This is a genomic window from Variovorax sp. CF313 (assembly GCF_000282635.1).
In the GTDB taxonomy this organism is placed as follows: Bacteria; Pseudomonadota; Gammaproteobacteria; order Burkholderiales; family Burkholderiaceae_C; genus Variovorax.
In genome coordinates, this window is the sequence record NZ_AKIW01000114.1 from 1 (window position 1) to 14,271 (window position 14,271).

At 70.2% G+C, this 14,271-nt stretch carries 12 protein-coding genes; 5 read left to right on the top strand and 7 right to left on the bottom strand.

The genetic code is table 11. From position 1 onward, the window contains the following. Nucleotides 1-107: 107 nt before the first annotated feature. On the top strand, nucleotides 108-1,247 hold the full coding sequence (locus PMI12_RS24885; protein WP_007838038.1) for a CaiB/BaiF CoA transferase family protein: 1,140 nt from the start codon (nucleotides 108-110) through the stop codon (nucleotides 1,245-1,247). Here the strand turns inward: PMI12_RS24885 and PMI12_RS24890 are convergent. Continuing rightward, nucleotides 1,233-2,573 carry a UDP-glucose dehydrogenase family protein gene (locus PMI12_RS24890; protein ID WP_042674282.1) on the bottom strand — a complete coding sequence of 447 codons (1,341 nt, stop codon included), beginning with the start codon at nucleotides 2,571-2,573 and terminating at the stop codon, nucleotides 1,233-1,235. The two genes, PMI12_RS24885 and PMI12_RS24890, sit on opposite strands and share 15 nt — an antisense overlap. Nucleotides 2,574-2,670: 97 nt before the next feature. Here PMI12_RS24890 and PMI12_RS24895 point away from each other — a divergent pair, with 97 nt between their 5' ends. The 4 genes from PMI12_RS24895 to PMI12_RS24910 are packed head-to-tail and all read left to right on the top strand — an operon-like array spanning nucleotide 2,671 to nucleotide 6,623. Continuing rightward, the gene (locus PMI12_RS24895) at nucleotides 2,671-3,696 is read left to right on the top strand and encodes a glycosyltransferase (RefSeq protein ID WP_007838042.1); all 1,026 of its coding nucleotides are present in this window, start codon (nucleotides 2,671-2,673) and stop codon (nucleotides 3,694-3,696) included. A 34-nt stretch (nucleotides 3,697-3,730) separates the two neighbouring features. Further along, on the top strand, nucleotides 3,731-4,741 hold the full coding sequence (locus tag PMI12_RS24900) for a hypothetical protein (protein ID WP_007838044.1): 1,011 nt from the start codon (nucleotides 3,731-3,733) through the stop codon (nucleotides 4,739-4,741). Continuing rightward, nucleotides 4,731-5,498 (top strand): hypothetical protein, encoded by a 768-nt coding sequence (locus tag PMI12_RS24905; protein WP_007838046.1) that lies wholly within the window; start codon nucleotides 4,731-4,733, stop codon nucleotides 5,496-5,498. Before PMI12_RS24900 ends, PMI12_RS24905 begins: the two co-directional genes overlap by 11 nt. A gap of 3 nt (nucleotides 5,499-5,501) precedes the next feature. Further along, entirely contained in the window at nucleotides 5,502-6,623 is a 1,122-nt protein-coding gene (locus PMI12_RS24910; RefSeq protein WP_007838048.1) for a hypothetical protein, read from the top strand. Here PMI12_RS24910 and PMI12_RS24915 read toward each other — a convergent pair. The 6 genes from PMI12_RS24915 to PMI12_RS24940 form a co-directional block, all read right to left on the bottom strand. Continuing rightward, nucleotides 6,613-8,271 carry a hypothetical protein gene (locus PMI12_RS24915; protein ID WP_007838050.1) on the bottom strand — a complete coding sequence of 553 codons (1,659 nt, stop codon included), beginning with the start codon at nucleotides 8,269-8,271 and terminating at the stop codon, nucleotides 6,613-6,615. The two genes, PMI12_RS24910 and PMI12_RS24915, sit on opposite strands and share 11 nt — an antisense overlap. A gap of 149 nt (nucleotides 8,272-8,420) precedes the next feature. Then, nucleotides 8,421-9,404, bottom strand: a complete 984-nt coding sequence (locus PMI12_RS24920) for a Bug family tripartite tricarboxylate transporter substrate binding protein (RefSeq protein ID WP_007838052.1) — start codon at nucleotides 9,402-9,404, stop codon at nucleotides 8,421-8,423. 77 nt (nucleotides 9,405-9,481) lie between these two features. Beyond that, the gene (locus PMI12_RS24925; protein WP_007838054.1) at nucleotides 9,482-10,039 is read right to left on the bottom strand and encodes a hypothetical protein; all 558 of its coding nucleotides are present in this window, start codon (nucleotides 10,037-10,039) and stop codon (nucleotides 9,482-9,484) included. Next, a complete protein-coding gene (htpG, locus tag PMI12_RS24930) occupies nucleotides 10,036-12,072 on the bottom strand; it encodes a molecular chaperone HtpG (RefSeq protein WP_007838056.1) in 2,037 nt (678 codons plus the stop codon). The genes PMI12_RS24925 and htpG overlap by 4 nt, the downstream gene beginning before the upstream one ends. A gap of 117 nt (nucleotides 12,073-12,189) precedes the next feature. Beyond that, nucleotides 12,190-13,224 (bottom strand): ABC transporter substrate-binding protein, encoded by a 1,035-nt coding sequence (locus PMI12_RS24935; protein ID WP_007838058.1) that lies wholly within the window; start codon nucleotides 13,222-13,224, stop codon nucleotides 12,190-12,192. A 52-nt stretch (nucleotides 13,225-13,276) separates the two neighbouring features. Beyond that, a complete protein-coding gene (locus tag PMI12_RS24940) occupies nucleotides 13,277-14,191 on the bottom strand; it encodes a LysR family transcriptional regulator (protein ID WP_007838060.1) in 915 nt (304 codons plus the stop codon). Nucleotides 14,192-14,271: the final 80 nt, after the last annotated feature.

Consider the following 14,271-nt stretch of genomic DNA (forward strand, 5'->3'; position numbering starts at 1 on the left):
AATAAAGGAGGAGGCCGAAGGCCGGGGGACATTCGCGGAGGGGAGTACCCGGCGGCCTGTGCACGCGCCCCGAACGAACGAACAGAACAAATCCAAGGAACACCGAAATGACGCAACCTCAAGGCGCCCTCGCAGGCATCCGAGTTTTGGACATCTCCCGCATCCTCGGCGGCCCCTACTGCGGCCAGATCCTCGGCGACCATGGCGCCGACGTGCTCAAGGTCGAGCCGCCGCAGGGCGACGACACGCGCACCTGGGGCCCGCCGTTCAAGGAAGGCGTGGCTTCGTATTACCACGGCCTGAACCGCAACAAGCGCGTGCAGCACCTCGACTTCTCGACCGAAGAAGGCCGCGACGCACTGCTCGCTCTGGTGGCCGAGGCCGACGTGCTGATCGAGAACTTCAAGACCGGCACCATGGAGCGCTGGGGCATCGGCTACGAAGAACTGTCGAAACGCTTCCCGCGCCTCGTGTGGTGCCGCGTGTCCGGCTTCGGCGCCGACGGCCCGCTCGGCGCGCTGCCGGGCTACGACGCCGCCGTGCAGGCCATGACCGGCATCATGAGCATCAACGGCGAGGCCGACGGCGGTCCGCTGCGCGTGGGCCTGCCCGTGGTCGACATGGTGACGGGCCTCAACGCGGTGATCGGCGTGCTGCTCGCGCTGCAGGAGCGCAACCGCAGCGGACGCGGCCAGTTCGTGGAGGCGGCGCTGTACGACAGCGGCCTCTCGCTGCTGCATCCGCACGCCGCCAACTGGTTCATGGACGGCACCGAGCCGCGCCGCACCGGCAATGCGCATCCGAACATCTATCCCTACGACGCGCTGGCCACCGGCACCGATCCCGTGTTCGTCGCGGTCGGCAACGACCGGCAGTTCGCGAGCCTGTGCCGGTGCATCGGCCTGCCCGACCTGGCGGACGATCCGCTCTATCGCACGGCCGGCGCGCGCTCGGTGCACCGCGACGGACTCAAGCAGCAGCTCGAAGCGGCTATGGCCGTGTTCGACGGCCGCGCGCTCGTCGAGCAGCTGATGGCCGCCGGCGTGCCCGCCGCGCCGGTGCTGCCGGTCGATGCCGCGCTCCAGCACCCGCACACGTTGCACCGCGAGATGGTGGTCGAGATGCCCGGCGGCTACCGCGGCATCGGTGCGCCGGTCAAGCTGAGCCGCACGCCGGCAAGCTACCGGCATGCGCCGCTCACGCCGGGCGAGGCGTTCCTTCCCCTGGGCGATTCAACGCAACAGTGAAGATCGCCCGCGGCCGATGCCGTAGTACGCGATGCCCGCGGCTTCGGCCTCGGCCGCGTCGTAGAGATTCCGGCCGTCGAAGATGGCCGGCGTGCGCAGCTCCTTCGCAATGCGCGCGAAGTCGGGCCGGCGGAACTCCGGCCACTCCGTGACGAGCGCCAGCACGTCGGCGCCGCTCAGCGCCTCCTGCGCCGTGGCGCACCAGCGCACATCGTCGCGATCGCCGACGAGGCTGCGCGCATTCGGCATCGCCGCCGGGTCGTAGGCCCGCACGCGCGCGCCGGCCGCCCGCAGGCGCTCCAGCAGCACGAGGCTGGGCGCGTCGCGCATGTCGTCGGTGTCGGGCTTGAAGGCCAGGCCCCACACGGCGATGGTCTTGCCGGCGATGCGGCCTTCGAAGTGGTGCACCATCAGATCGAACAACCGGCCCTTCTGCGCGTGGTTCGTCGCCTCGACCGCCGAGAGGATGCGCAGCACGTGGCCGTCGCGTTCGGCCGCATGCGTCAGCGCCCGCACGTCCTTCGCGAGGCACGAGCCGCCATAGCCCACGCCGGCCTGCAGGAAGTCGGGCCCGATGCGGCGGTCCGCGCCGATGCCACGCCGCACCATCTCGATGTCGGCACCCGCATGCTCGGCCACGCGTGCCATCTCGTTCATGAAGCTGATGCGGGTGGCGAGCATCGCATTGGCCGCGTACTTGCTCAGTTCGGCCGAGCGGCGGTCCATCACGAGCACCTGCCTGGGGTCGTGCACGAACGGTGCGTAGAGCCGGGTCAGCAGGTCGACGGCCCAGGGGTCTTCGCTGCCGATCACCACGCGGTCGGGCTGCCGGCAGTCGCGCACGGCCGAACCTTCGCGCAGGAACTCCGGGTTCACGGCCACCGCGATGCGATGCGCAACACCGCGCCGCGAAAGCTCGCCGTTCAGTACGGCCTCGACCTGCGCCGCCGTGCCCACGGGCGCGGTCGACTTGCACACGACCACCGCCTCTCGGTCGCGGTGCCGCCCGATGCCGGCCGCCACCGCGATCACGTGCCGCAGATCGACCCGCCCTTCGGCATCGGCCGGCGTGTTCACCACGATGAAGAGCACGTCGCCGTGCAGGCAGGCGTCGCGCTCGCCGGCAGTGAACCGCAGTGTTCCGGCGGCCAGGCCGGCGACGACCAACGCCTCCAGACCGGGCTCGTGCAGCGGCATCAGGCCGCGCTGCAGGCCCTCGATGCGCGCCGGGTCGGTGTCCGCGCAGAGCACCTCGTGGCCCGCCTCGGCCAGGCAGGCGGCGAAGCCCAGGCCCACGTAGCCGGCGCCGAAGATGCTGACCTTCATGGGCGGGCCCATGGCGCCCGATGCTGGTGGAGGGCGCGGTTGTGAGATAAAAGCAGGATGCAAGCCTTCAAAACAAATGTCCGGACAGGAAAATTCGATGATGCCCGATGAAGTTGCTGCGCGATGCGCTCTGGTGCTGGAGACCAACAACCTGCGCGGCGGACCCGATGCCGAAGCCAGGGCGGGCAGCAGCCTGCAACGCCTGGTCGCCCTGCTGGCGAAGCAGAAGCTGCCGCTCGGCGCGCTCGCTCAGGTGGTCATCACGCACGACGGGCTGAGCCCCGCCACCTGCGAGGCCGTGAGCGCGCTCGCGGGCCGCCCGGTCGACTTCGTGCGCATCGACGCGAGCACCGGCTACTATGACGCCAAGAACGCCGGCTTCGCGGCCACCGATGCGCAGCGCTGCACGCACGTGGTGTTCGCCGACGCTGACTGCCTGCCCGACGACGACTGGCTGCTGCAGATGCTGCTGCCCTTCACCCGGGCCGATGCCCCCGCCGTGGTGGCCGGCCGCACCAGCTACGCCGCGAACGTGGTCGGCACCGCGCTCACGACCATCGACTTCATGTACTTTCCCAACGCCGGCCACGCCGGCGCAACGAGCAACTTCTACGCGAACAACGTGGCCTTCCGCCGCGACGTGTTCGAAGAGCACAGCTACCAGGCGCTCGACGGCGTGTACCGCGCGCACTGCCAGGTGCTGGGCATGCGGCTGAAGACGGCGGGCGTGCCCATCCACTACGCCGCGGCGGCCCACACCGAACATCGCCTGCCCGACACGCGCGCCGAGGCGCTCAAGCTGCGCTGGATGCGCGGACAGGACACGTACTCGCTCACGCCGCACCTGCTGCGCAGCTATGTGTCGCCGCGCTGGCAGTGGCTCGCCAGGAGCGGGCCGATCGGGCCGCTGTGCGTGCTGTTCACGCGGCTGGGTTTCAGCATGAAGGCGCTGAACCACCAAGACCTGCCGCCGCTGCGCGGACTGCGCTGGCTGGCGGGCGTGGCACTCATCCTCGGCTTCTCGGCCGTCGACATGCTGGGCGCGTTCGCGCGCGGCATCGGCTGGCACACCACGGGCCGCACCAACGCCGACGCGCAGGCGCTTTCGTATCACCGGCCCTGATCGCCGCTGTCCAGAAGAACAACAACCAAAGACCATGCACATCCTCTCTTCGCTTTCCGTTCGCCGCGCGACGCTGGGCCTCGCGCTCGCGGGCGCCTTCACCCTTGCCAGCGCCGCCGACTTCACCGGCCGCGGCGTCTTCAATTTCAGGTCCGAAGCCGGCTGCCCCTTCGCCGCGCTCGCGGGCGCCGGCAACGACTGCAACCGCCTCGCCCTCGACGACCCCGACACGCGCGCCGCGCTCGACAGCGCCGCGCACACCATCCGCTTCACCAACACCCGCAGCTACGCCGGCAAGACCATCGTCGGCGACGTGCTGCTGCAGGGCTCGGGCCAGGCGCGCAACGGCCAGCGCGTGCCGCTGACCTTCCATGCGCTGCTGAGCCGCTCGGGCAGCGACTGGTCGGTGAGCAGCCATGCGCACTCGCCCGTCGGCGACGAGTTCAGCGACATCAGGATCGACCCCTATCAGGTGGTCGTGAGCGAGGCGAACAACGCCGAGCGCGTGGTGCTCACGGCCGACCAGGTCGTCGCGGCGCTGGCCAGGCCTTCGCTGACCGCGCGACTGGCCAACGTGCTGGTGCAGGTCGACGACAACCGCACCGATGGCGCAAAGGATGCCGACATCACCATCGGCCTCGGCCTGGGCAAGGCCTCGAAGTCGGTGGCGCGCGCACGCTTTCGCGCACCGGGCGCCAAGGGGCGCGAGCTGGCCGAGGCCATGCAGCAGGGCAACTGGACACTGGAGCTGCAGGCCCTGAGCGGCCAGATTCCGCGCCAGGTGGTGCAGCGCGACCTGTTCCTGTACGGGCTCGAATCGCAGTCGCTGCTTCAGCCGCTGCTGCAGCGCGGCTTCCACAAGAACGAGAAGCTGGTGCTCGGCGCTGTCAACGGCAAGGGCTACGTGCGCTACGACGGCCAGCAGCGCGAGTTCGCAGGCGCCGACGCCGCCGCGCGCGCCTTCCTGCAGGACAGCTTCATCGGGCTGGTGCTGGGTTGGCAGCAACAGCAGCAGCCCGCGAAGGCCGGGGCCAATGGCCGCTGACCCGGTCGGCGCCGCGCCCGGCTTCGATTGCCTCGCCCCGCCTTCGTTGCGCGGCTGGCCCGCCCTGCAGGCGCGCCTCGTGCACCACGTCAAGCGCGCCGCGTTGCGCCAGCTGCACGCGAGCAACGCGGGCGAGATGCTGCTGCTGCGCTTCTACCTCGTGGGCGAGGAATCGTCCGAGCAGGCGCTGCAGCGCGAGCTGCGCATCGCCCCGCCCGAGTGGCTGGTGCGCCAGCTCGACCAGCACCTGGCCGACGAGCAATTGCATGCGCGCCTGTTCGCCGAAGCCATCGTCGAGCGCGGCGGCAGTGCGCTGGCCGCCGCATCGCCCGAAGAGGCGCCGCAGCCCGACTGGTTCAGCCGCCGCAAGCTCGCGCGCTGGCAGGCGCTCATTCGCCGCCATGCACCGCACTTCGCGCACGGCGGGCTGGTGCCGGCCTATGCCATCGGCCTCGCGGCCGAGCAGATGGCTTCGCGCATCCTGCAGCGCCATTGCGCGCTGATCGGCTCGCAGCATGCGCTGCACCCGCTGCTGTCGCGCGTGCTGGCCGACGAGGATCGCCACATCCGCCTGTGCAGCCGCACGCTGCAGCGCTGCGTGGCGCCGCACGAGCAGGCGCGGCTCGTGCAGCTGATGCGCGAGGTGCGCGACACCGAGCGCGGCTTCGGCATCACCGGCGCGGCCGGCATGTGGCTCGCCGGCATGGCGCTGCGGCTGCGCCCCGGCGCAGCGCGGCCCGTCCGGCACCACGCCTGAGCGATGCCGCCGCGCATCCTCTACCTCGCGACCGCGGACGCGCGCGGCCACCTGATGCGCGCGCAGCTGCTTGCGCATGCGCTGCGCGCGGCCGGCGCGCAGGTGCAGGTGCTCACCACGTCCGACGAAGGCGCGCGCTTCCTCGCCGGCTTCGGCATCGATGCGCCGGTGCTTTCGCCCCACTATGCGGTGCAGTTCGACGCGCAGCAGAACATGCTGCGCCGCGAGACCGACCGCAACGTGGCGCACTACATGTTCCGGCCCGAGCGCATGCTGCGCGACGTGTGGCGGCTGCGTGCGCATTTCCGCGATGCCGACCTGGTGGTGAACGACTCTTTCCACCCCGCGCTGCTGCTGATGGGCTGGCTGCCGTTCTGGCGGCGCAAGGTGGTGCACGTGTACGGCGCCAGCCTGCGGCGCGCGCTCGAAACCAACTTCAAGGGCCGCATGCCGGACGCCGTCGCGAAGCTGTTCGGCGGCATCGTGGCGTGGCAGATCGACCGCAGCCTCGCGCGCATCGAGCACGACTTCGCGTACGGCGAGCCGCAGCACGACGGGCATGGCCGCCACCGGCTGGCCACACCCGTCGCGGTGGTGGACGCCGTGGACCGGAGCGATGCCGCGGAGCATGCCGCCGCCGTGTACCTCAACCCGCATTTCAGGGACCCGGCATTGGCCGACGGCCTCGAACAGGGCCTCGCCGACGCGGGCCTGCCCGCGCACTTCGTCGGCGAAGGCTACGCCCACCGGCCGCACTGGCATGCGCGCGACGAGCGCTGGATCGAGGCGGCCGCGCACAGCGCCTTCATCGTCTCTGCGCCAGGCATGGCGGCGCTGTCCATCGCGGCGGTCTACCGCAAGCCGATCCTGCTGCTGCTGACCGACCAGCCCGAGCAGGCGATCAACGCGGGCCGCGCGGCACAACTCGGCCTGGCGCACCGCGTGGTGGTGTGGCGCGGCGATGCCCCGAAGTTCGCGCGGGCCGTGGCTGCTGCGGCCAGCGAGCTGCGCGCCACTCCGACGGATGCATCGCATGCCGTCGAGGGTCGCCAAGCGGCCATCGACCGGCTGCAGCATTGGGTCGCGCTGCTGTTGCGCCTGGCGGGCGCGCCGGCTACCCGGTGACCCCGCGCGCCGAATCGACCAGCGCGCGGAATGCACGCGTCATCGCGCGCACCGGGGACATCTCGGACCACCGTGCGGGCCTGGCCTGCGGCGGTGCCGAGATCACGCCCCGGCCCATGCGCAGCGACACCTGCAGCTTCCTGAGCGTGAAGGCCGGTCGCACTGCGCCCCGGCGCGCGCTGCCGCCGGGCCCGGTGCCGGCGACGACGAATTGCAGCACCAGGCACTTGCGCCCCGCTACCGGGTGGATCTCGAACACCAGGCTGCGCCGCCGCGCGCCCGTGACGCGCTGGCCGGGCAGCACCACGCCGTCGAACATGGCGTGAACACCGGTGGCCTTGGCATTGCTGCGGTAATCGATGCGCACCTCGACGCGGTGCGGCTGCGGGTGCGGCAGCGCGGGCAGCGGCACGACGAGGCAGGCCAGTTCGCCCTCGCTGCGCGCGCCCTCGCCATCGAAGCCCGACCAGCCGTGGCTCAGCCAGCTCGTCGCGGGGCTGCCGGGGTGGAACAGATAGGGGCGGCCCGGCTGCACCTCGGCCACTTCCGGCAGGCCGTGGGCCTGGTCGTCGAGGCCCCAGCGCAGCAGGAAGGCGCGATCGATCGCCGCCGCCGGCCAGGCCGGGAAGAGCTTCGGCGCGGCATCGCCGTTGACGCCGCTCATGCCGCAAGCCGCCGCCATGAAGTCCATCGACCCCAGCGCGGCGCCCACCGGCATCCAGTCCGAGCAGGCTGCGGGCAGCAATGCGGCCGCGCTGCGGTCGGCGCAGATCAGCGCGTGGGCGGGCTTGCGGAAGTAGCGCGCCTCGGTCAGCACGCTCGACGACAGGCTGGAGGCGAAGTGCACGTTGGCCGCCGACAGCAGCGCGTAGGTGTTCCCCTGCGTCCACGCCACGTTGGGAATGGCGCGCGCGATGGGCGCCAGATCGTGCAGTGCGGGCTCGTAAGGGTGCGGCTTGATGACCAGCAGGTCCACGCCGCTCGCCAGTTCGCGCAGCGGCGCGATCACGCCGGCCGGATGCATGGTGCGCCCGCCGCTGACCAGTGACAGGTCGACCAGGCTCTGGCCGAAGAACAGCCCCACGCGCAAGCGCGCATCGAACAGCGAAGCCATGCCGTGGCGCGCGAAGCGGCCCTGGAGCGCGCTCGCGTGGTTCCAGAACAGCTCTTCGTCCACGCGGAGCGCTCGCAGCGCTGCCTCGATGGCCGGGTCGTTGGTGCGCGCGCAGAAGTGCAGGTGCTCCGTGAAGCGGCGCGGATCGATCTCGATGTCGAGGTAGCTCGCACCGCTGCCGTCGATGAAGTGCTGCAGCGCGGGCGTGAGGCCCCAGCCGATCACGAGGCAACCGGGTTCGAGCATCGGCAGGCCTTCGCGCCCGGCCAGCGGCAGCAGGTCGGCGATGCAGGCGCGCGCCCAGCCGGCCGGGGTGCAGGGAAGTTCCAGCCTCTTCATGAGGCGCGCGACGTCGATATCGCCGCCGTCGGACAGCGGCGCGATCTCGCGCACCGGCAGGCCCAGCCGGCCCAGCGCGGTGTCGAAAAAGCCCCGCAGGAAGCGCCGGTTGGCCGCGTGGTGCTGAAGCCCGTTGGCAGGAGAGCGGAAGAAGTCGTCCGCAAGAATGACTTGATGGAACCGGCGAGTGGTCATGGGCCTCGGGAGGACCGGCCTGCCCTTTTGCAAGCCGTCTCGCCGACCTTTTCTGTGCGATGCGCCAATCTAGGCAGCGACTCTTAGCCCGCCGTGAGAAAGGCGCCGCGCCTGCGCAAAGATGGCGTAAAGGGCAAGCCTTGCAGGCTTCAGTCCAGCGACAGGTTGAGGTCGCGGATCAACGGATGCCAGCGCGCCGACTCTCCCTGCAGCAGCGCCGCGAACTGCGCGGGTGCGTCGCCCACGGGCTCGACGCCGAACTCGGCGAGCTTGCGCTGCACGGAGGGATTGTGGATGGCGCTGGCCACCGATCGCTGCAGCCGCGCCACGATCTCGCCCGGCGTATTGGCCGGCACCACCAGCCCCATGAGCGCGGCGGCCTCCACCCGCGGCATGCCAAGCTCGGCAAAGGTCGGCACGCCGGGCAGTTGCGCGAGGCGCGTGGGATGCGCCACCGCGAGCGCGCGCAGCTTGCCGCTCTGGATGAAGCGGCGTGACGCGGCCAGGTCGCACATCATCACCGGCAGCTGGCCGCCGGCCACGTCGGCCAGCGCAGGCGCGGTACCGCGGTAGGGCACGTGCACCATCTGCAGCCCGGCCTGCCGCTCGAGCAGCTCCATCGCAAGGTGCTGCGGGCTGCCGGTGCCGGCCGAGGCGAAGCTGACCTTGCCGGGAAAGGCCCGTGCATCGTCGATGAAGGCCCGCGCGTCCTTCACGCCGCTGGACGGGCCGACCAGCAGCACCATCGGCAGCCGCCCCAGCAGGGTGACGGGCGCAAAGTCGCGCGAAGGGTTGTAGCTGAGGTTGCGGTACAGCGCCGGGTTGAACACCAGCGTGCCGTTGTCGGCCGACAGCAGCGTGTAGCCGTCGGCCGGCGCGCGCGCGGCCTCGACAGCGCCAAGCGCGGTGTTGCCGCCCGCGCGGTTCTCGATGGTCACCGGCTGGCCCGCGTCGATGGCGAGCTGGGTGCCGATGGTGCGCGCGACGATGTCGGCCCCGGCCCCGGCGGGGTACGGAACGATCCAGCGGATGGGCTTGACGGGATAGGCCGGCTGCGCCTTCGCCGCGCGGGGCAGCGCCGCCGCCGCAAGGGCGGCCACGGCCAGGAAATGCAGCAGCGGGCGGCGAGTCATGGGCGGGGCGTCTCCGGCTCGATGTTAGGCCGGGTTCGGGCGGCCCTGCTGGTCTCGAGGCCTTGCCGCGCCGCGCCTCAGGGGGCGACGGGATTGCCGGGCGTGCCTGCTTCGCGCAGCGAGCCTGGCGCAGCGACCGGCGTGCGGTAGGTGACGTTCACGGCCGGCGCCTGGGGCTCCGGCGGCGGCCGTGCGATCTTGACGAGAGGCGCCCTGGCCGCTGCGGCGGGCGCAGCGGACGCGATCGGTGGCACGGGCTGGACGGGCTGGGCGGGTGCAGGAGCCGGTGCGGCGGCCACCGCGCCCGGCGCCACGGTGCCCGCCGGCGCCGCCTTGGGGTCGTAGAGCACCGTGCCCTTGCTGACCCCCGCGCCCACCGGCCCCACCCCGACGCCCACGCCGGCCGAGCCCGACACCTGCCCGCCGTTGTTGACGGCCACGCCGGCGCCGAGCGGACCGAAGCCGGTGTTGAGCCCCACCGAGAAATTGCCGTCCTTGGTGGCGCCCAGCCCGAGCGAGAGCCCGGGCACCAGCGGAATGCCGATGTGATAGTGCGAACAGCCGCCCGTCAGAAGCAACAGCAGCGCGGCCGGAACGACCGCCGCTGCGCGAAGGACGCGCGGCCGGGTGTTCACACCAGCAGCGCGTTGACGCGCCTCACGTACGCGGCAGGATCGGCCGGCAGCCCGCCTTCGGCGAGCAGCGCCTGGTCGAACAGGATGTTCGCGAGGTCGTCGAAGTGCGAGGAGCCTTCGAGCTTCTTCACCAGCGGATGCTCGGCGTTCACTTCGAGCACCGGCTTCAACTCGGGCGCGGGCTGGCCGGCCTGCTTGAGCATGCGCGCGAGCTGCGTGCTCATGCCGCCGTCCTGCACCACGAGGCAGGCGGGCGAGTCGACCAAGCGCGTGGTCACGCGAACGTCCTCGGCCTTGTCCTTGAGGGCTTCCTTGAGCTTCTCGAGCATGGGCTTGAACGACTCGGCGGCTTCCTCGGCGGCCTTCTTCTCGGACTCGTCCTGCAGCTTGCCGAGGTCGACCGCGCCCTTGGCCACGCTCTGCAGCGGCGTGCCGTCGAATTCGTTGAGGTAGTTCAGCGCCCACTCATCGACGCGATCGGTCATGAGCAGCACCTCGATGCCCTTCTTCTTGAAGACCTCGAGCTGCGGGCTGTTCTTCGCGGCGGCGAGTGTGTCGGCCGTGATGTAGTAGATCGCGTCCTGGCCTTCCTTCATGCGCGCCTTGTAGTCGGCGAAGCTCACGCTCACCGCATCGGTGGTGGTGGAGGCATAGCGCAGCAGCTTGGCGATGCGGTCGCGGTTGCCGAAGTCTTCGCCCAGGCCTTCCTTGAGCACGGCGCCGAACTCGGCGTAGAACTTGGCGTACTTGCCCGATTCGTCGGCGGCCGCAACGGCGGCTTCAGCGGCGGTCGGCGCGTTCTTGTCGACCACGTCGGTCACTGCCTCGGTCGGCTCGGGCGCGGGCACCGATTCGCCCGAGCCCACGTCGATCTTGCCCTCGCCGCTCTCGGGCGCGGTCTTCTGCTTCTTCGCCAGGTCTTCCAGCATGCCGAGCACGCGCTTGGTGCTGCCTTCGCGGATCGCCTTCACGTCGCGGCTTTCCTGCAGCAGTTCGCGGCTCACGTTGAGCGGCAGGTCGGCCGAGTCGATCACGCCCTTCACGAAGCGCAGGTAGCTGGGCATCAGCGCCTCGGCGTCGTCCATGATGAAGACGCGCTTCACGTAGAGCTTCACGCCCGCGCTCTTCTCGCGGTTCCAGAGGTCGAACGGGGCCTTGGCCGGAATGTAGAGCAGCTGCGTGTACTCGGTGCTGCCTTCCACGCGGTTGTGGCTCCAGGCGAGCGGTGCCTCGTAGTCGTGGCTGATGCTCTTGTAGAACTCCTCGTACTGCTCGGTGGTGATGTCCTTCTTGGGGCGGCTCCACAGGGCGTTGGCCTTGTTGACGGTTTCCCACTCGCCGGTCTTCACCATGTCGCCGGGCTGGTCGTTCTCGCCCTCTTTCCACTCTTCCTTTTCCATCAGGATGGGCAGGGAGATGTGGTCGGAGTACTTGCCGACGATCTGCTTGATCTTCCAGGCGTTGAGGTATTCGTCGGCGTCGTCGCGCAGATGCAGCGTGATGCTGGTGCCGCGCGCGGCGCGCGTGATGTCGGCCACCTCGAAGTCGCCGGCGCCGCCGCTGGCCCAGCGCACGCCCTGGTCGGCCGGCAGGCCCGCGCGGCGCGATTCGACCGTGATCTTGTCGGCCACGATGAAGCCCGAGTAGAAGCCCACGCCGAACTGGCCGATCAACTGCGCGTCGGCCTTCTGGTCGCCGCTCAGGCGGCTCATGAAGTCCTTGGTGCCGCTCTTGGCGATGGTGCCGAGGTTGTCGATGGCCTCCTGGCGCGACAGGCCGATGCCCTTGTCGGTGATCGTGAGCGTGCGCGCGGCCTTGTCGAACGACAGGCGCACGTCGAGCTCGGGCTGGTCTTCGTACAGCTCGGGATGGTCGAGCGCCTCGAAGCGCAGCTTGTCGCATGCGTCCGACGCGTTCGAGATCAGCTCGCGCAGGAAGATTTCCTTGTTCGAGTAGAGCGCATGCGTGACGAGGTGCAGCAGTTGCGCGACTTCGGCCTGGAACGGGAGTTTGGTGTTGGAGGAGTCAGCCATGGGGGAAAAAGATATCGAACAAAAAATTCTAAGTCCAGCCGCCAGGATCGGGCCGGGCTCGCCAAATTCGTGATCTGGGGCCTGTGTCCGGGAAAACAACAGGCTCCTGCGAACGGCCTACCGCGGCTGCGACTCGACTTCGCGCGTCCAGCGGTCGATCAGCCGCTTGCGCTCGGCCGCCTTTCCGTATTTCTCGAAGTCGTACTTGATGAGCTTCACGTCGGCCATCGAGGGGATGCGGGGGTCCGGCTTGAAGGTCTTGTTGGCCGGCGACTGCAGGCTGCCGACGGTTCCACCGATGGCCTGGCCCGCCGGGCTCATGAGCCAGTCGTAGTAGCGCTTTGCGTTCTCCTTGTTGCGCGCGCCCTTCACGAGCGCGATGCCGCCGACCTCGTAGCCCGTGCCTTCGCAGGGCGCGGCGGTCTTCACGGGAAATTTGTCGTAGCGCCAGCGCTCGAAGCCGAAGATGAAGCTCACGCCGATGGCCACTTCCCCCTTGGCCACGTTGGGCGCCTGCGCCTGCCCGCTGCGGGTATAGCTGGTGATGTTGCGATGCAGCTTCTTCAGGTACTCGAAGGCCGCGTCCTCGCCCATCTGCTGCACCAGGCCCGCAATGATGGTGTAGGCCGTGCCGCTGGAGGCCGGGTGCGAGATCTCGATCTCGCCCTTGTACTCGGGCCTGACCAGATCGGCCCAGCACTTCGGCTCGCGCAGCTTCTTTTTCTTCAGCAGGTCGGTGTTGAAGCCGAAGCCGATGGCGCTCGTGTAGAAGCCGCCCACCATGTTCTGCGACAGCGCGTACTGCCGCACCGCCCAGTCGTGCAGGTCGTTGATGTAGGCCGGGCGATAGGGTTCGAGCAGGCCCTGCTCGGCCGCCTGCAGGAACGGGTCGCCGGTGCCGCCCCACCAGATGTCGGTCTTGGGGTTGGCGGCTTCCGCGCGCAGTTGCGCGCCGATCTCGCCGGTGCCCTTGTGCGCCTGCTGCACCTTGATCCCGGTCTCGCGCGTGAAGGCGGTGGCGGCCGCCTCGCACCAGCCGGCGTCGGTGCTGCACAGCGCGTTGACGGTGCCCTGCGCCGCGGCGTTCGGTGCGCCCAGGAGGGCCGTTGCCGCAACGCATGCGGCAGCGGCAATGTGTCGGATGGGGTGCATGCGCGGGTCTCCTCGTGGTTCTTCGAAGGCGCAGGATAGCGCCCGCGGGCGTTCAGCGCGCGGCCAGCAGCGGCGGCAGGTGCTCGGCCAGCCAGTCGGTCACCACGCGCGTCTTCAGCGGCAGGTAGCGGCTGCGCGAGCGGATCACGTGCAGCGCGAAGCCGAAGGGCTGCGGCTCGTCGAACACGCGCACCAGCGTGCCGGCCGCGAGCGCATCGGCCGCGAGCCAGGCCGGCAGTCGTGCGAGGCCCATGCCGCCGACGGCGGCCTCGAGCAGCACTTCGGCGCTGTCGCAGCGCAGCCGCGACGGCGGCGTCAGGTCGACGAGCCGACCCCCGGCATCGTGGAAGCGCCAGGACGAGACCAGCCCGTCGCGCGCATAGAGCACGGCCTCGTGCGGTTCCTTCATCAGGTCGCCGATGTTCGCGGGGCGCCCGCGCTCGGCCAGGTAGGCCGGCGCGGCGCACAGTGCCATCCACTGCGTGCCCACCGGCCGCGCGACCAGCTCCGCGCTGTCGGCCAGTTCGCCGCTGCGGATCGCGAGGTCGAGCCCCTCTTCCACGAGGTCCACGCGCCGGTCGTTGAACGCGAGTTCGAGCGACAGCTGCGGATGTTGCCGCGCCAGTGCCAGCAGCAACGGGCCGACCTTGAGCCGGCCGAGCATCGCCGGCATGCTGATCCGCACGACGCCGGTCGCGGTGCTGCGCGCCACATCGGTCAGCGCTTGCGCCGCATCGAGTTCGTCCAGCACGCGCCGGCAGCGCTCGTAGTAGCCGTGGCCTTCCTCGGTGAGGCTCTGGCTGCGCGTGGTGCGCAGAAACAGCCGCGTGTTCAGCCGCGCCTCGAGGCGCGCGATGCTCTTGGCGACCGCCGAGCGGGTGACATGCAGGCGCTGCGCCGCCAGCGCGAAGCTGCCGGCCTCGACCGCTGCGACGAACTCTTCGATGCCTTGGAGACGCTGTCCCATTGGATACTTTCAAGCACCAGTGAAGAGAAAATTATCCACCACCGGATACCTCGCATCCTCAATAGCATGACGGCTCCCTG